General features: G+C 57.0%; 14 protein-coding genes. 5 read left to right on the top strand and 9 right to left on the bottom strand.

All coding sequences use genetic code 11. The features are described 5' to 3' along the window. Positions 1-85: 85 nt before the first annotated feature. From M6D89_RS02190 to purM, 5 genes are all read right to left on the bottom strand, one after another. Complete coding sequence (locus M6D89_RS02190) at positions 86-3,745, bottom strand: LamG-like jellyroll fold domain-containing protein (protein WP_253966394.1); 3,660 nt, start codon at positions 3,743-3,745, stop codon at positions 86-88. A 360-nt stretch (positions 3,746-4,105) separates the two neighbouring features. Further along, positions 4,106-4,588, bottom strand: a complete 483-nt coding sequence (locus tag M6D89_RS02195; RefSeq protein ID WP_253966395.1) for an FKBP-type peptidyl-prolyl cis-trans isomerase — start codon at positions 4,586-4,588, stop codon at positions 4,106-4,108. 45 nt (positions 4,589-4,633) lie between these two features. Further along, positions 4,634-5,371, bottom strand: a complete 738-nt coding sequence (locus M6D89_RS02200) for a DUF3108 domain-containing protein (RefSeq protein ID WP_253966396.1) — start codon at positions 5,369-5,371, stop codon at positions 4,634-4,636. A 7-nt stretch (positions 5,372-5,378) separates the two neighbouring features. Continuing rightward, positions 5,379-6,041 (bottom strand): phosphoribosylglycinamide formyltransferase, encoded by a 663-nt coding sequence (gene purN / locus M6D89_RS02205; RefSeq protein WP_253966397.1) that lies wholly within the window; start codon positions 6,039-6,041, stop codon positions 5,379-5,381. Next, positions 6,038-7,093, bottom strand: coding sequence for a phosphoribosylformylglycinamidine cyclo-ligase (purM, locus tag M6D89_RS02210; protein ID WP_253966398.1), 1,056 nt, complete (start codon positions 7,091-7,093; stop codon positions 6,038-6,040). The genes purN and purM overlap by 4 nt, the downstream gene beginning before the upstream one ends. A 195-nt stretch (positions 7,094-7,288) precedes the next feature. On the opposite strand from purM, the gene M6D89_RS02215 reads away from it, so the two are divergent. The 3 genes from M6D89_RS02215 (at position 7,289) to M6D89_RS02225 (ending at position 11,220) form a co-directional block, all read left to right on the top strand. Next, positions 7,289-8,425, top strand: a complete 1,137-nt coding sequence (locus M6D89_RS02215; RefSeq protein WP_253966399.1) for a DUF2066 domain-containing protein — start codon at positions 7,289-7,291, stop codon at positions 8,423-8,425. Next, positions 8,422-9,135: a DnaA regulatory inactivator Hda gene (hda, locus tag M6D89_RS02220; protein ID WP_253966400.1), complete on the top strand. Its 714-nt coding sequence runs from the start codon at positions 8,422-8,424 to the stop codon at positions 9,133-9,135. Before M6D89_RS02215 ends, hda begins: the two co-directional genes overlap by 4 nt. 240 nt (positions 9,136-9,375) lie before the next feature. Further along, the gene (locus M6D89_RS02225) at positions 9,376-11,220 is read left to right on the top strand and encodes a glycoside hydrolase family 9 protein (protein ID WP_253966401.1); all 1,845 of its coding nucleotides are present in this window, start codon (positions 9,376-9,378) and stop codon (positions 11,218-11,220) included. A gap of 410 nt (positions 11,221-11,630) precedes the next feature. Here M6D89_RS02225 and M6D89_RS02230 read toward each other — a convergent pair whose 3' ends face one another. Genes M6D89_RS02230 through M6D89_RS02245 form a run of 4 tightly spaced genes read right to left on the bottom strand, consistent with a single transcriptional unit; the run spans position 11,631 to position 14,015 of the window. Then, on the bottom strand, positions 11,631-12,320 hold the full coding sequence (locus M6D89_RS02230) for an MBL fold metallo-hydrolase (protein WP_253966402.1): 690 nt from the start codon (positions 12,318-12,320) through the stop codon (positions 11,631-11,633). Positions 12,321-12,330: 10 nt separating this feature from the next. Then, positions 12,331-13,149, bottom strand: a complete 819-nt coding sequence (locus M6D89_RS02235) for a sulfite exporter TauE/SafE family protein (protein ID WP_253966403.1) — start codon at positions 13,147-13,149, stop codon at positions 12,331-12,333. Position 13,150: 1 nt separating this feature from the next. Beyond that, complete coding sequence (locus tag M6D89_RS02240; protein WP_253966404.1) at positions 13,151-13,687, bottom strand: rhodanese-like domain-containing protein; 537 nt, start codon at positions 13,685-13,687, stop codon at positions 13,151-13,153. Positions 13,688-13,709: 22 nt separating this feature from the next. Next, positions 13,710-14,015, bottom strand: a complete 306-nt coding sequence (locus M6D89_RS02245) for an ArsR/SmtB family transcription factor (RefSeq protein ID WP_253966405.1) — start codon at positions 14,013-14,015, stop codon at positions 13,710-13,712. A gap of 156 nt (positions 14,016-14,171) precedes the next feature. Between M6D89_RS02245 and waaC the strand changes: the two genes are divergently transcribed. Further along, on the top strand, positions 14,172-15,215 hold the full coding sequence (gene waaC, locus M6D89_RS02250; RefSeq protein ID WP_253966406.1) for a lipopolysaccharide heptosyltransferase I: 1,044 nt from the start codon (positions 14,172-14,174) through the stop codon (positions 15,213-15,215). A gap of 14 nt (positions 15,216-15,229) precedes the next feature. Continuing rightward, positions 15,230-16,726, top strand: a complete 1,497-nt coding sequence (gltX, locus tag M6D89_RS02255; RefSeq protein ID WP_253966407.1) for a glutamate--tRNA ligase — start codon at positions 15,230-15,232, stop codon at positions 16,724-16,726. The last annotated feature ends 345 nt before the right edge of the window (positions 16,727-17,071 follow it).

Here is a 17,071-nt window from a genome sequence, read left to right on the forward strand (position 1 = left end):
AGAGCAAGCCCCTAGCGTAGTGCTTGGGGCTGCTTATTACATAAAGCGTGGGTTGCTGGCACTAAAATACGTGCCAGCAGTCGGTTTAAGGGGTTGCCAAGTCGGTGATGATATCTGCGCCAACCGCTTCGTTGTATATCACAAGTTCGTCGACTAAGCCTTGATAGGGCATATCCCAGTAGTTCACGCCTATCCCAAAGCTGTTGCCGGGCTCGGCAAGAGCGTCGGGGAAACCGGTATTGTTAAACACCTGAGTACCATTGAGATAAATTGTAATTTCGCCGTTATCCACCACTGCGGCAAAGTGGGTCCATTGGTTGGTGGCAATCTGAGAGCCTGTATCACCATCGTACCAGGCGGTGCCTGACCATAGCATAGTGTGACCAGCGCCGGGGCCAAAGGGAACCAAGCTTATCCAGCTGTCCCCCGAGCTTGCTCCGAAAAAGGTAGGTGTAAACTGGCTCAGAGTGGTTGGGTTTAGCCAGATCCCGAACGAGTAGCGATGACCGGTAATCAGGTCGTTGGGGAGTGCAATGCCGCTGGCACCATCCAAGCTTACAGCCGAACCGCTTTGGCCGCTTACATAGGCTACAGTGCCTCCGGTGTTGTCTAGACGATCACCGGTAACGCTACCGGAGGTAAAGTTACCTCTCTCGTCATCTAGGTGCTCGTCAAAGCTGTAGTGTGCCACCGGAGTAGGTGGGGCCAGAGAGTCAAGAGTGACCACAAAGGCTTTCTCGGTAGTATCTCCGTTCAGGCTAATGGTGGCGGTAAGGGTAACGTCTGTGTCGTATAGCTCGGGTCGGGTGACCACGGCGGTGTTACCGTTTACCTGTATTAAGCTCGAGTCCGACGAAACCCAGCTTACGCTGGATGCGTAGGGGCCGGACGTTGGCAGGGCAAAATCGTTCTGCACTGCCGAGATATCACCCAGGCTCAGAATTTCCGCCGCCGAGGTCAGCAACTCTGTGGTGTTGGTGGCTTCAATATCCAGCGTTTGAATTTCAGCGGCGCTCAAAGCTGTGTCGTAGACATTCAGTTCGTCAACCAAGCCCTGATAGGGGGTATCCCAAAAGTTAACCCCAACGGAGAACTGGCCGGTTTGCGTGCTGAAAAAGTCCGTTAAATTGGCGCCGGTATACTTGGCCTCGCCATCGATATAAACCGTGACTGTGCCGCGATCCACGGTGAACGCTAGGTGGGTCCAAGTGGCGGCGGGAATCAACTCGCCAGTGGATGCATCCACCCACGCCTGGGAGCCACTCCACAACATGGTGTTGCCGTCCCAGCCTTGCGGTTGCAGGCTGATCCATTGGCTGGAAGCGCCGGCCCCATCGGGTAGACCACCAAAAAACACGGGTGAGAAACCAGTAATGGTCGTGGGGTTAACCCACATAGAAACGGTGTATTCGTGGTTGTCGATCAGCCCATCCGGCAGCTGCACGCCATTGGTGCCGTCGAGCAAAAGTGCCTGACCTTCCCGGCCAATGTCATAATCGACGCTGCCCGAGGTGTTGGCCCGATCGGCGGTAGGTGACCCGGTGGCGAAATGACCGGTGCTGTCGCTCAGGTCGTTTTCGAACTTGAACTCGGCTACACGGTTAAAGGTAACTCGTTCCTCCACGGTGACGTTAAATACTTTTTGGGTTTGCACCCCGTCACGTTCAATGGTGGCTGTCAGAGTTACCGTGCTATCGCCTTCGCCTACATTGGGACGAGAGACTTCACCCGAGGTGTTAATCACGACAGGATTGTCCGACTCCCAGGAAATGCTTGCCCCGCGCGCGCCCTCGGTAGGAAGGTTGAGCCAGCTTCCTTTGAATGTGGTTGGCAGGGTTAGATCATCCACAATTGCGGTAATAATCTCGTCATTAAGTTTACTTTGTAGTTGAACGCCCCACAGAGAAACACCTTGATCTGACATGGCGCTGAAGGTTGGCACCAGTTTGTTAATACGTGGATCCCATTGCCAGGCGGTTACCCCCTCGAAAATTGACCCGTCATCCAGAGCGATAGTGATGCGTTCTGGTTGCTCGGGGTAAAGAACATAAAGGCCGGTCACATCTCCACTGATGCTGCCGTCTTCGCTCAAAAAGGCGTCTACGGACTGGTGCGCTGTGCGGTTAATATCCTTTTGGTGGTTGATCAGCTGGTAATCACCCACTATGTCTTGGTAGTCGACAATGTTTTCACCTTCAATCGGTGCGTAGCGTTGGGGCGAGGCTACCAGCCAGCCATCATTATTGACCCATAACTCGTGCACGCGGATGGCATGACCTTCACCGCGATTGGGAAAGCGAGTGTGGGTAATCAGGTAATGTTGGCCTGTAGCTTCATCATAGTAGGCAGAGTTATGCCCGGGGGCTAAGTAACCGCGGGCCTCGGCGTCAGAACCGGGATAGGAGGCAAAGTTAAAGCCGCCCATCAATTTTGTGCCGTAAGGGGAGATGCTGTCCCATCCACCGCGGGCATTGGCGACATCGTTACCGGCGGCGTCCAGGTAGGGGCCATCGGGGGTGCGTGAACGGGCCACACGGATGTTATAGCCATCGGCCGCCTCGTAGCCGCCGAACGAGGTGAACATATAATAATAATCGGACTCCGGGCTGTAGATCACAAAGCTGCCCTCGATGGAGCTGTGAGCCCCGCCGATGATATGCTTGCCGTAGCCTTGGTCGGGTTCGGGCATGCCCGTATTTTCATCCATTTTGAGGATGAAAATACCTCCGGAGTAAGACCCGTAAGACATCCATAGCTGGCCATCTTTGTCGAAAAAGGCAGTGGGGTCGATCACATTGGGGTGAACCCTGGCATCAAAACTGTCTAGCCCACCGATATTGTATTCGCCTTGCATCTGCTCATCGGTTTGGCCGGAGTACAGGAATATGCCTTGATCTTCGTAGGGGCCTTCCACGTTATCGGAAACCGCTAGCCCCAAATATGAGTGAGGAGCGTTGCAAAGCCCTTCTTCACTTGCCGGGTTGGCGCAGTGGTTGTAGTAAAAGTAATAACGTCCGTCGGCGAGGCGAATAATGTCCGAGGCCCACGACCCGACATGACCCCCGGTCCACTCAATGCCTTCGGCAATCTCAGTTTCGTAGGTGTTGAACAGAGGGTTGGCGTCGTCGACACCACTGGCAACTAGCTGCCAGTTGACTAAGTCGGTACTTTTAGCGAAACCTAAATGCGAGCCCACTACATAAAAAGTTCCATCTTCGGCGCGAATCACTGACGGGTCGTGCACAGCGATATCATTGTAATTAACAAGCGTTGGATCAATGCTGGGATCTGGGTAAGTGGTTAGGGTCGCCTCAGAGCTGCTGAACGAGGCGGAGGACTCGGCATTTGATGAGGCAATACTGGATTCGCTCGAGGCTTGAGAGCTGGATGACAGTGAGCTAGAGGATTCGGCACTTGAAGCCTCGGAGCTCGAAGATGCTGAGCTAAGGGTATCAGAGCTGACCGACGAGCTAACCGAGCTTGCGGCTTCAGAGCTTGATGAGGCTATGCTGGATTGCGAAGAGCTTGACACTGAGGATGCCGGTGTCGAGCTGACCGAGCTCGATGAATCAATACTTGACGCTACAGAGCTTGAAACTACGCTGCTGGAGGCTTGCGAGCTGGTCGGTTGACTGCTGGCTGAGCTGAGCGATGAGGATGAATTGTTATCGCTTTCGGTGGATTCACCACCACAACCGGCGATAGATATTACACTCACCGCTAAGGCGAGGGCGCGTATAGACATAGTTTATCCCTTATTATTGTGTGGGGTTAGCGTTATTGTTAATAAATAATACAATAATAAAATACTACTGATAAGTAAAGTTAACGTCGCTGGTTGTGAGAAAGCAGAACAGGGGTGAGTTGTTATTTTCGTTGCTGAATCATCGGCGCGAATGCCGAAGCGGCGAAGGCAAGCGAGCCCTGGCGTAGCTGAGGTCTATGTTGTGTGACTTAATTAGAGGCGCACATAGCCGTGCTTGCTAACCGTGGAGCGAGCTATAAGTTTCCTGGATAGAACTGTGTGAGAGCTTGTTTGGGTGGGGCTTGAGTGTGCCGCCGAGGGGGCGTTCCGGCGCGCGGCGCGCGCCGGGCAAACGAACACTTAGTGCTCGTGACCGCCAGCGCCGTGGGCGTGGCCGTGCTGCTGTTCTTCTTCGGTAGCTTCACGAACTTCGGTGATTTCCACGTCGAAGTTCAGGTCGACACCGGCCAGCGGATGGTTGGCGTCTACAGTAACAGTGTCGCCCTCGACGGCAGCAACGCTAACCACCTGAGTGCCGTTTTCGGTCTGGGCGTGGAACTCCATGCCCGGCTCGATTTTGTCGACGCCGGTGAACATATTGGCGGGCAGTTCCTGCATCATGGCTTCATTGCGCTCACCATAAGCTTCGGCAGCGGGTACGGCAACTTGCAGTTTGTCGCCAGCTTGCTTACCCGCCAGCTCTTTTTCCAGGCCCGGAATAATGTTGCTGGCACCGTGCAGGTAGGCCAGGGGCTCGCGACCCTCAGAGGAGTCCAGCACCTTGCCTTCCTTGTCGGTCAGGGTGTAGTGAAAACTGGCAATGCAGTTGTCGGAAATAATCATAGTGAATGCCTTTGGTTGGTGAGTGTATAAATAAACGAGTGAGCGTCACTCAAAGCTCGAGATCTCTTCACCGTCGATCTCGGATTCGTGAATATAAATGGTGTACTCGTCACCATCTTCGACTTGCTGCATGCGCACCAGCAAATACTGGTACTCTGGCGCCATCCAGGCGTAGGTAATGCGGTCGTCGTCCTTGCGGGTGCGCTCGACCTTTACCGTGTCCACCTTGCCCAGTGGGGTGTCCAGCGTTTCGCGGCCCACGATGGCAAAGCGGTATTGCTTAATGCTGCCGCCATCGGCGATGTCATACACCAAGTCTTCGTGCCTGCCCGCAATTAAGTCGCGTTGCAGTTGCATTTGAAAGCTGGTTTTGTCCATAACCCCGGGGTGAACTTTCATCTTCCAGGGTTTGTTTTCTACATTGTTGGTGACCCGGCCTTTGTCCCAGTCAAAATCCAACTTCGCGTCGCGATCCCGGCCCAGTCCCCGACGCTTGTAAATGTAGGTCGTGGGGCGAAGTTGCTCGGGTGTGGGGTAATCGAAGTAGCTAATCTCTTCGATACTCGCGAGCATGGAATCGGCGAAAAAACGCAGCTTTTTGCCCTCGGCCGTATCGCTGAGCTCGTGGGTCGCCGTAATCGTAAAACCATAGTATGAGGCTTTGTAGACGTTTTTAAAGGTCTGGGGATAAGAAGGTTCGGTTTTGGGGGGCTCGGCGGCGGCCACGAAGCCGCTAAAAAACAGCATTGTCAGGGCCGCACAGGGGGCTAGTAATCGATTCATAAAATCCTTATTGGGCGGTTGATGACCTTACTTGGTAACCGCAGGCGGGCAAAGGTTCACTGTCAAGCAACGCCTTATTGTCTGTCATGGTCAGGCGCCCCTCGGCAAACCATTGCACCGCCAGTGGGTAGATAACATGCTCTTGTTGCTGCACTCGCGCGGCCAGGCTGGCGGCGTCGTCACCGGGTATCACAGGCACCACTGCCTGGATGGCCGCGGGGCCGCCGTCCAGCTCGTCCGTGACAAAGTGCACCGTAACCCCGTGTTCGCTGTCGCCCGCATCCAGCGCGCGCTGGTGGGTGTGCAGCCCCTGGTACTTGGGTAGCAACGAGGGGTGAATATTCAGCATACGACCCTGATAACGCTGAGTAAACTCGGGGGTCAGAATTCGCATAAAGCCCGCCAGTACCACCAGGTCGGGGCGGTATTGGTCAATCTGCTGGGCCAGCTCGGTATCAAAGTCTTCGCGGCTGGCAAAGCTTTTGTGATCAAGCGTTAACGCCTCAATGCCCGCCTCGGCGGCGCGCTCTAAGCCGCGCACGCCGGGGCGGTTACTGATCACGCAGGCGATCTCCACGGGCAGGCTGCCCGCTTTTTGGCCGTCTATTAAAGCTTGCAGGTTGCTGCCGCTGCCCGAAATCAGCACGACAACACGGGTGGTCTCGCTCATGCAGACAGACCTGTCAGTTCCACTTGTTCTTCGCCTTCGGCGGCATCGCTAATATGCCCCACTTTAAAGGCGGTTTCGCCGGCGTTATTCAGCAGCTTAATCGCTTCGTCGGCGCGTTCGGCGGGCACGGCGATGATCATGCCCACGCCGCAGTTAAAGGTGCGGTACATTTCGCGCGGCTCAACATTGCCCGCCTGCTGCAACCAATTGAATACTTCGGGCATCTGCCAGCTGTTAATGTCGATAACCGCTTTGGCGCTAGCGGGCAGCACGCGCGGAATGTTTTCCCACAGTCCGCCCCCGGTAATGTGCGACAGCGCGTGAACCGGCAGGGTTTTAATCAGCTCAAGCAAGGGCTTAACGTAGATTTTGGTGGGGGCCATTAAAGCATCCGCTAGGCTCTGACCGCCGCAGTCCTGCTGTAAGTCGGCGCCCGAGACTTCAATAATTTTACGGATTAGCGAGTAGCCGTTGGAGTGGGGGCCGGTAGAGGCAAGACCAATCAGCGCGTCGCCCGCCGCTACTTTGCTGCCGTCAATCAGTTCGCTCTTTTCCGCCACACCCACGCAAAAGCCCGCCAGGTCGTAGTCTTCGCCCTCGTACATGCCAGGCATCTCAGCGGTCTCACCGCCCACCAGGGCGCAGCCGGACTGGGCGCAGCCCTCGCCAATGCCGGTTACCACGGCCGAGGCGACATCCACATTAAGTTTGCCGGTGGCGTAGTAATCCAGGAAAAACAGGGGCTCAGCGCCGGCAACCACCAGGTCGTTAACGCACATGCCCACCAGATCGATACCAATGGTGTCGTGCTTGCCCAAATCCATCGCCAGGCGCAATTTGGTGCCCACGCCGTCGGTGCCCGACACCAGTACCGGTTCGCGGTAGCCGGTGGGCAGCTCGCACAGTGCGCCAAAGCCACCCAGGCCCGCCATCACTTCGGGGCGGCGGGTGCGTTTGGCAACACCCTTAATGCGTTCTACCAGGGCGTTGCCCGCATCGATGTCGACACCGGCGTCTTTATAGCTTAACGAGGTGGGGGTGTTTTCGCTCATAGCGCTTGCTGATTCCGTATTGTGTCCGGGAACCGGACAGGTTGATCGTTAAAGGCGCGTATTCTACCGGAAAATTTCACGAAATGCCTTGGCCGGGGGCGAATAAACCCTTTGCCGCGCACAGCTCGACCGGCGGGGTAAGCAAAGCGTAAATTTGCCTGCTACAATGCGCCCTTTGAATCAGTGAAAGCTGCTGTGTTTCAGCCATTCGGAGACAGAACCCTGATTAAGCCGTTGCGATTTTTCTTCGTACTTTTGCTGCTGTTCGGCGGCGCCGTTCAGGCCGAGCAGAAAGTGGACCTATACAGCGCCAACGAGCTGGTGAAAAGCCAGTCGCTGGCTCAGCGCGAAGCCGCCGCCAAGCACGCCCTGGAGCGTGTGTTGGTCAGAGTCTCGGGCAGTCAGCAGGCCGCCACCAAACCCCAGGTGCGCGACGCTCTGGTGCGCGCGCAAGACTATGTGTACGAATACAGCTACAGCGGCACCGACGAAACCTTGGAAGGCATTGAGGGCGAGCCGGTGCCAGCCTCGCGTTTACACCTCAAATTCTCGGCGGCGCTGGTTGAGCAACTGCTGCGCGAAGCCGGGTTGACGTTTTGGCCCGCCAACCGTCCCGAAGTCTTGGTATGGATTGTCGAAAACAGCGGGGCCGAGTCGCAGATCGTGAGCGACTCCGAGCGCTGGCAAACACTGCGCGAGCAAGCGGCGCTTCGCGGTGTGCCTATCAGCGCCCCCTTGTTTGATTTGGAAGACCACCTGGCCATGCCCGCGCAAACACTTTGGCAGCTGGATGCTCCCACCATCCGCGAAGCCTCCGAGCGCTACCGCGCCGATGCTATATTGGTGGTGCGCTACAGTCAGTTATCCGACGGCCGTTTTCGCGGCGACTGGCAGCTAATGCACAGCGAAGGCGAGGCGAGCTTTGAGGGCCAGGGTGAGACCCTGGCGCCGCTGTTGCAAGCGGCCGTAAACGATACCGCCGACCGTTTTGCCTCACTGTATGCCATTAATCCCAGCGAAACCGGCTCGGCGAGCATTGCGATGCGCGTCGACAATGTCACAAGCTTTGCCACCTACAAGCAGATTGAACGCTACCTGTCCTCTCTGGCACTGGTTCGGCGGGTGCAAATGCACAGTCTGTCCGAGCAGGGGCTTATACTTCAGCTATTCACCGAGGGCGACATTACCCGGCTTGAGAACACTCTGCAGTTGGCGCAAGTGCTAACCCCTGCATCCGATAGCGTCAGCCTGTCCGCCAACCGTTATCAGCGCCGCGGCTCGCTCGAGCGCCCCCTTCGCTACCGGGCATTGGGTCAGGAGGCTTCTCCGTGAGTAGTGCGCCCGAGCAGTTATCCCTGGGGGTAAGCCTTAAGGACGACGCCACCTTTGATAATTTTTACGCCCCCGAGGGATCGGCCAACGGCCAGATTATTCAGGCGTTAAATCGCCAGGTAGAGGGTACTGGCGAGCAGTTTATTTACCTGTGGGGCAGCGCTGGGGCAGGGTTGACCCACCTGTTACAAGCCAGCAGCCACTACGCCGAATCGCGCGGTTTGGCGGTGCAGTACTTACCCCTGCAAGACGTGATGGGCTTTGCCCCCGATGCCTTACTGGACGGTATGGAGCAGCTGGACATGGTGTGCCTGGATGGGCTGGACGCTGTGGCCGGCAAACCAGAATGGGAGCGCGCTCTGTTTAGTCTTTACAACGCCCTGCGTGACACCGGCCGTTTGCTGCTAGTGGCGGCCACGGGCAACGCCCGCTCGCTGGGCATTGAACTGCCCGACCTGCGCTCGCGCTTGATGTGGGGCGCCATGTACCAGGTGCAGGGCCTGTCAGATGAGGACAAAATTCGCGCCCTCAGCGCCCGCGCCCGCGAACGCGGCATGGAGCTCGGCGAAGACGTCGCCACCTTTATCGTCCAGCGCGTCCCCCGCGATATGAACCAACTGTTCTGCTACCTGCACCGCCTAGACCACGCCTCACTCGCCGAGCAGCGCAAACTGACTATTCCGTTTGTGAAAAAAGTGTTGGGGTTGTAGGGTGGTCGGACGTCTGAGGTCTGAAGCGAAAATACGCTCGGAATCGCCATTGTTTGTTGTTCGGCAATGGCGGCGCCGGATGCTCGTTTCCAATTCGCATCTGACCTCAGACATCCGTCATCAGACCTCCTCCCCATTAACCATTCTTTGCTCTCCCTGATACAGCTCTTCACTCAATCGCGCTACACTCGATGGCTGCACCATTAAGTCAATATAACTATATAAAGATAGGAAGAGCCCATGAAACCTTTCAGCTTAAAAGCCGCTGTGGCTTTTTGCAGTGCCTGTGTATTAACCGCCTGTGGTAGCAGCGGTGGTGGCAGTACATCCAACCCGCCCAGTAATCAGTCCAGCGAGCAGTCCAGTAGCCAGAGTAGCGAGGCCCAAAGTTCCAGCGCGGTAAGCAGCGCCAGCAGCTCGGTGGTAACCAGCGCCGGGCGCATTAAGCTAAACCAGCTGGGCTATGCGCCCCAGGCCAGCAAAGTGGCCGTGGTGCCCGAGGTGGTCGCCAGCGAGTTCAGCGTGATAGATACCGCCGATAACAGCGTGGTTTACACCGGCGACTTAAGCGCCGCCGCGCGCTGGGCACCGGCCAATCAAACCGTGGCCCTGGCCGATTTTAGCGAGTTGCAAACCCCTGGCACCTACCGTTTGCAGGTCGAGGGCGCGGATTTATCCGACCCCTTTAAAGTGGGCGGCTCGCCCTACGCCGAGCTTAACGCCGCCGCGATTAAAGCCTACTACTACAACCGCGCCAGTACCGAGCTTTTGCCCGAGCACGCCGGCACCTGGGCCCGCGCCGCTGGCCACCCCGACACCAATGTGCTGGTGCACGAATCCGCCGCTAGCACCGAGCGCCCGGCGGGCACCGCCATTAGCGCCCCCAAAGGTTGGTACGACGCCGGCGATTTTGGCAAATACATTGTGAATTCAGGTATTTCTACCTACACCTTGCTGGCGGCCCTGGAGCATAACGGCGATTACTACGCCGATCAGGATCTGAACATCCCCGAAAGCGGCAATGCCATTCCCGACCTGTTAGACGAGGCCATGTGGAATCTGGAGTGGATGCTGGATATGCAAGACCCCAACGACGGCGGCGTGTATCACAAGCTGACCACCAAAGGTTTTGCCGGCGCGGTAATGCCCGCCGAGGGCACCGCCCAGCGCTATGTGGTGCAAAAGGGCACATCCGCCGCGCTTAACTTTGCGGCGGTTATGGCAACCGCTAGCCGGGTTGTGGCCGATTATGAAGAAGTCTACTCGGGCCTGTCCGATGAAATGCTGGCGGCCGCCGAGTCCGCCTGGCAGTGGGCCCAGGCTAACCCCAATGTCGCCTACGACCAGCCCAGCGACATCAGCACCGGCGCCTATGGCGATGGCAGCTTTGGCGATGAATTCGCCTGGGCCGCGGCCGAGCTGTACATCACCACCGGCAATGACGACTACTATGAGGCATTGGATTTGCCCTCACAGGGAATCGGCAACCCCGGCTGGTCGTACACCGCTGCCCTGGCGTGGATGTCGCTGGCCCACCACCGCAATCATTTAACCGACGCGGCGGATGTATCGCTGATTGAATCGGGTATTAAAAACTTTGCCGACCAGCTGGCCGGTGAAAGCGAGGCCTCGGCTTACGGTGTCGCTCTTTCCGAAGGCGATATGTACTGGGGCAGCAACGGCGGCGCTCTTAACAAAGCCATGATGCTACTACAAGGCTACCGCTTAAACGGCGATGCTCGCTATGTTCAAGCCGCACAAGCCTTGCTGGACTACGCCTTGGGTCGCAACCCCACCGATTACAGCTATGTAACCGGCTTTGGTGAACGTCCGCCCATGCACATTCACCACCGTCAGTCCGAAGCCGACGGCATTGTTGATCCGGTACCCGGCTTTTTAGCCGGCGGCCCCAACACCGATGCCCCCAACGACTGCGGCGCCGATCAGTATCCCGCCGGCAACGAAGCCAAAGCCCGCGCCTATTTGGACCACTGGTGCAGCTATTCCACCAACGAAGTTACCATTAATTGGAACGCGCCTTTGGTGTATGTGAGTGGGGCTCTGGATGAGTATTATGGGGAGTGAGGAAAGTCTGACGTCGGAGGTCTGATGTTAGACGCTTAATGAAAGTCGCAGAACGCAAATAAAAGCGCGGAACGCTGAATGCGGAATGCAAAAAAAACGCAGAATGCGGAATGTAATAGCGTCAGACGTCGGATGTCTGATGCTGTGGAAAAATGCGGTACGTGGAATGCTTAACGCGGAACGCAAAAGAAGGGGCAGGCCTAGTGGTTTGCCCCTTTTTATTGTGAGATTTATGTGGAGAAGTTTAGACCTAGTCTGACAAAAACTTGACAGCGACTGTGCCAAAACCGCGATAATTTTGTTCAGCGTTCAGCGTTCAGCGTTCAGCGTTCAGCGTTCAGCGTTCAGCGTTCAGCGTTCAGCGTTCAGCGTTCAGCGTCGGACATCCGACCTCAGACGTCCGACATTCTTTAAACCTCCCCACAAGCCTGATTCGCCGGCACGGCCACGTCCATCATTTTGGGGTTGGGTAAATCCAGCGAGTTCATTAAGTTCACATACTCTTCCACGTCTTTCACTTGCAGGCGCGGGTTGTGGGCGCTTTCTTCGCCAATGGTGCTGACCATCCAGCCTTTGTAATCGTGGCCGGGGTAAACCCAGGTATGGGCGGGCAGCTTGAGTAAATTGCTGAACAAACTCTGGTACTGATCCCGCGCATTGCCGTTTTGAAAATCCGTGCGTCCGGTGCCGCGAATCAATAAAGTATCGCCGGTAAACACCGAGGTGTCGCCGTCGTGCTCCAGCATAAACGTATAAGAGTCGTCGGTATGGCCCGGGGTGAACAGTGTGGTAAGTGTCAGTCCGCCCACGTTTAAGGTATCGCCATCGCGGTAGGTGCCGTTGGCGCAGTCGGCTTTGGACTGCTCGCCCACGCGAGTTTCGCAGCCGGTCAGCTCGCGCAGTTTTCCCAGCGCGGTAATATGGTCGGCGTGAGTGTGGGTGTCAATGGCCAGTACCAATGTTAAGTCCAGCTCTTTTAACAAGGTGATGTAGCTGTCGGTATTGTCTATCACCGGATCAATCAACACCGCCTGGCCTTGGTCGGCGAGCAAGTAAGTGTAGGTGCTGGATGTTTGGTCGAACAATTGTCTAAAAATCATCGTTAAATCCTCACGAAAACAAACTTACAATGGAAACGGCCACCAGCGATACGGCAAACACTTTTTGTTTAACTACATGGTTAATCTTGCCGCTGACCCATTGGCCCAGCATCATCCCCGCGATACCACCGGCGGCAATTTGCCCGAGCATACTCACGTCTAACGCGCCGCCCATTTGCCAGTAGCTGATAAACCCGGCGCTGCTGATGACCGCAATAATCACCAGCGAGGTCGCCACTGCCTGGGCCATACCAATGCGGCTTAAAAACAGCAGCAGGGGGACAATCAAAAAGCCGCCGCCCACGCCGAATAACCCCGACAGTAAACCCACTAACAATCCGCCCAGCGCCAGCCCGGCCATGCAGTGCGGGCGCAGTTGAAACTGGCCACTGGGGCTTAAGCGGCAAAGCGGGCCTTGCAACGAATAGTCGCCCGGGTTGGCGCGGGTCACTTTGGTCTGGTCAGGCGAGTGCAGGGCACTGAGATACATACGCGCGGCGATCACTAACGCCAGCACATTAAACCCAATCAACAGCGCGGTTTCGGGTAAGCGCTGCGCCAGCCATTGCCCCAGCGGGGCGCTGATGACCCCGCCTGCGCCCAGCACTAAGGCGGGCACCCACAAAATGCGCCGGTTTCCCCGGTGGCGCAGGCTGCCGTATAAAGCGCTGGCAGCCACGGCCGCCAGGGCAATGCCCGCGGCCTGTTGCATGGGCAGTTGCAGCAGAATAATCAGCAGGGGCACGGCAAAGACCGAACCGCCCGCACCGGTCAGGCCCAGTACCAGACCGATGACAACGCCAATTGCCGGGGTGATGAAAAGCTCCACATTATCCCCGCTGGTTCCAGCTCATGCGCGCCAGCAACATGCCCATGGCACAAGTGTCGGTCACACCGGCAAACACCAGGCCCGCACCTACAAAGCCGGACAGGGCGTAAAACATGGGGTTAAGCAGCGCGCCTAAAATAACCCCCACCAGCACCAGGCTACCGGCGGTGATACGTACCTGACGCTCCAGCGAAATCACATTGCTGTCGCCTTTTTGCAGTGGGGCATTGTCGTGTTGGCTCAGGGCGTTTACCCCGCCGGTGACAATAATCAGCGGCTCGTCCACTTTCCCCGCCAGATTATTTGCCGCCATTTCGGCGCGTTTGCCGCTCTGGCACATCAAATAAATAGGCTTGCCTTGCTGGCCGCGGGCCGCCATTTCGGCTTTGACTCGCTCGGCGGTAATCTCCTGCACCGGAATAAAAATACTGCCGGGTACATGGGCGTTAGCGGTTTCGGCCGGGGTGCGTACATCCAGCACGCAGCAGTCCGGGTGTTGGTTTAAAAACTCTTGCGTGGTTGCGGTTTTATGGCTCATGGCTTTGCTCCCGTTTGATACGTTAAGGGCAATAAATACTCTGTAATACTTCAATAATCCGCACCGCGGCATCGCCGTTTAAGCAGTAGTAAATTTTCTGCGAATCGCGCCGGGTGCTGACCAACTCGGCCTCGCGCAGGGCTGCCAAGTGTTGCGATAGGGCCGACTGAGACAGTGGCACTTGGGTATTCAAATCGCTTACGCTCATCTCACCGTTAATCAGCGCGCACAGAATCATCAGGCGCTTTTCATTGGCGAGCATTTTCAAAAGGCCCGCCGCCTGAGTGGCGTTGGCCTGTAATTGTTCCGGTGTCATGGATTGGTTCATGTTTGTCCCTCCGTCTAGTTAATAATATTAGATATATCTAAAATAGCAACACCTAAATTAGTTAAGTCTAATGTAGAGATGTAAGTTTTTATCCCATCTCACGAGTCGGCAGCCAGTTAAGGTACAATGCGCGCAGTTTTCAGTGGTTGGACGGGTATGCGGGTATTAATTGTTAAATTGAGCTCAATGGGGGACTTGGTGCAGACCTTGCCCGCCGTGACCGATGCCGCCCGCGCCATTCCCGGTATTCGTTTTGATTGGGCCGTGGACGAAGCTTTTGCCGAAGTGCCCACCTGGCATCCATCGGTTGAGCGCACCATTGTCTCGGCTCACCGGCGCTGGAAGCGCAGCCTTAAAACCGCCTGGCGCTCCGGTGAGTTAACAGCCTATTGGCACACCTTGCGCGAGCAAAAGTACGACTTGGTGCTGGATGCGCAAACCAGTTTTAAAAGCGCTACCGTAGCCCGTATGGCTCGCGGTTTACGCGCGGGGCCCGATGCCGATTCGGTCCGCGAGAAGGGCGCGCACCTGTTTTACCAGCGCCGCTTTAAAGTCGCCCAGCATATTCTGGCAGTAGACCGCTGGCGGGATTTGTTTGCCGTCGGGCTGGAATACGAGCGCCCGCAAACGGCCCCCGAGTTTGGCCTGGCCGAGCGCGAGTGGCCTGTACAAACGATCACCGATAACCCCTATATAGTGGCGGTAACCAACGCTAGCTGGCCCACCAAATGTTTGCCAGAACAAAGCTGGCAGGCGCTGATCGATTTGGCCGCGGAAAAGGGGTTGGACGTTCTTTTACCCTGGGGCTCGCCCGCCGAGCGCGAAACAGCCGAGCAAATTGCCGCCGGGCGCCGCAACGCCAAGGTGCTGGAGCGCATGACGCTCACCCAGTTGGCGGGGCTGCTGCACGCAAGCCAGGGCGCCGTGTGTAACGATACCGGCCTGGCTCATATTTCCGCCGCACTAGGTAAACCCACGGTGACGGCTTACGGCCCGACCGATCCAAAATTAATTGGCGCCACCGGCCCGCACTCTACCCATATCGTCGCTCCCGGCTATATTTGTGACGAGTGCGGCAAACGCCTGTGCCGCCACGAAGACGCCACCGCCGCTAACGGCCAGCCGGGCCAGCGCCCGCGCACGCTTGATGTGATAACCGGCGAGCAGCTGTGGCACGCACTTAATCAACTTCAGAACTGACACAAGAGACACTTATGACCGTTCGCACCCGTATCGCCCCGTCGCCCACCGGCGACCCCCACGTAGGCACCGCTTACATTGCGCTGTTTAACCTGGCCTTTGCCCGCCAGCACGGCGGCCAGTTTTTACTGCGCATTGAAGACACCGACCAGACCCGCAGCACCGCCGAATCCGAGCAGGCCATTTTAGACAGCCTGCGCTGGTTGGGCCTGGAGTGGGACGAGGGGCCAGACGTGGGCGGCGACCACGGCCCCTACCGCCAGAGCGAGCGGATGGATATTTACAAACAATACGCCGACCAGCTGATCGAAAAAGGCCATGCCTTTTACTGTTTTGCTACCAGTGAAGAGCTGGACGAAATGCGCCGCGAACAGCAGGCGCGCGGCGAAACCCCCAAATACGACGGCCGTGGTTTAAAACTGACCGAGGCCGAAGTTCAGGCCAAACTGGCGGCCGGCGAGCCCTATGTAGTGCGCATGAAAATTCCGGAAGAGGGCGTGTGCCAGGTAGACGACATGCTGCGCGGGCAAATCGACATCGACTGGGCGCAAGTGGATATGCAGGTGCTGTTAAAAGCCGACGGCATGCCCACCTACCATCTGGCGAACGTGGTGGACGACCATCTGATGGGCATCACCCACGTGATTCGCGGCGAGGAGTGGATTAACTCCGCCCCCAAACACTTAAAGCTGTACGAATACTTCGGCTGGGAAGCACCCGTGCTGTGTCACCTGCCGCTGCTTCGCAACCCGGATAAATCCAAGCTCAGCAAGCGCAAAAACCCCACCAGTATTCTCTACTACCAAAAGGCCGGCTACCTGCCCGAGGCGGTGCTTAACTACCTGGGCCGCATGGGTTGGTCCATGCCCGACGAGCGCGAAAAGTTCACCCTGGCGGAAATGCAAGAGCACTTCGACATCAATCGCGTGAGCCTGGGCGGCCCCATCTTCGATGTGGAAAAGCTCAGCTGGCTAAACGGCCTGTGGATTCGCGAAAACCTGGACACCGAAGCACTGGCCGATCGCCTTGGCGAGTGGATGCTGAACCGCGACAACCTGTTAAAAGTATTGCCCCACGCGCAACAGCGCATGGAAACCCTGGGCGATTTTATCCCCCTGGTGGCCTTTCTGGCCTCGGGCCAGCTGCCACTGACCGAAGCGGATTTTGCGGCCAATAAGCTGGAGCTGGACGAGCAAAAGCAGTTGCTGCAATTTGCCCTGTGGCGCCTTGAGGCGCTGCGCAGCTGGGAGCGCGATGAAATCTTTAACGCGCTCAAAGAGTTGTCGGGCCAAATGGGCATTAAGCTCAAAGACTTTCTGGCGCCGATTTTTGTCGCTATTGCCGGCACCACGGCGTCTTTCTCGGTAATGGATTCCATGACCCTGCTGGGCCCTGATATGAGCCGTACGCGTTTGCGTCAGGCGATTAATGTGTTGGGCGAGCCTGGGAAGAAGCAGCTTAAGAAGTTGGAGAAAGCCTATGCGGCTTTGGGGAGTAATCCTGCGGATTAATGGTTTTTGCCGGGAGCGTAGCTCCCTGGCGATACTTGCGTGAGCGTCTTGCTCACTTACCCCCTAAAATCGGTCTGCGTTCGGCTCGTTCTCAGGGGCCCCTGGGGGGGGGGGGGGGCAGGGTCGGATTTGTGGGTGAGCCCGAGCCTCAGGGAGTTCTTAATTCAGCTTTTTCCGTACTTCTCGCCCTCTGTCGCCGGGCGGGCGAAGCACTTTTCTGCTTGTCCAGCAAAGTACTCAAAAGAGGACACCCCGGCGTCTGGCCCTTCGGGTTCCCTCGCTCCGGCCGATTTTTGTAGGCCGTATCGACGCGCCGTCCCAGGCGCGGCGATACTTGCGCACGCG

Source organism: Gilvimarinus xylanilyticus (assembly GCF_024195295.1).
In the GTDB taxonomy this organism is placed as follows: domain Bacteria; phylum Pseudomonadota; class Gammaproteobacteria; order Pseudomonadales; family Cellvibrionaceae; genus Gilvimarinus; species Gilvimarinus xylanilyticus.

Bases quoted from the DNA above. Each gene is read 5' to 3' on its own strand.
- purM (WP_253966398.1), bottom strand. From the start codon at position 7,093: ATGAGCGAAAACACCCCCACCTCGTTAAGCTATAAAGACGCCGGTGTC.
- M6D89_RS02190 (WP_253966394.1), bottom strand. From the start codon at position 3,745: ATGTCTATACGCGCCCTCGCCTTAGCGGTGAGTGTAATATCTATCGCC.
- M6D89_RS02225 (WP_253966401.1), top strand. From the start codon at position 9,376: ATGAAACCTTTCAGCTTAAAAGCCGCTGTGGCTTTTTGCAGTGCCTGT.
- purN (WP_253966397.1), bottom strand. From the start codon at position 6,041: ATGAGCGAGACCACCCGTGTTGTCGTGCTGATTTCGGGCAGCGGCAGC.
- gltX (WP_253966407.1), top strand. From the start codon at position 15,230: ATGACCGTTCGCACCCGTATCGCCCCGTCGCCCACCGGCGACCCCCAC.
- M6D89_RS02195 (WP_253966395.1), bottom strand. From the start codon at position 4,588: ATGATTATTTCCGACAACTGCATTGCCAGTTTTCACTACACCCTGACC.
- M6D89_RS02245 (WP_253966405.1), bottom strand. From the start codon at position 14,015: ATGAACCAATCCATGACACCGGAACAATTACAGGCCAACGCCACTCAG.
- M6D89_RS02240 (WP_253966404.1), bottom strand. From the start codon at position 13,687: ATGAGCCATAAAACCGCAACCACGCAAGAGTTTTTAAACCAACACCCG.
- M6D89_RS02200 (WP_253966396.1), bottom strand. From the start codon at position 5,371: ATGAATCGATTACTAGCCCCCTGTGCGGCCCTGACAATGCTGTTTTTT.
- waaC (WP_253966406.1), top strand. From the start codon at position 14,172: ATGCGGGTATTAATTGTTAAATTGAGCTCAATGGGGGACTTGGTGCAG.
- M6D89_RS02230 (WP_253966402.1), bottom strand. From the start codon at position 12,320: ATGATTTTTAGACAATTGTTCGACCAAACATCCAGCACCTACACTTAC.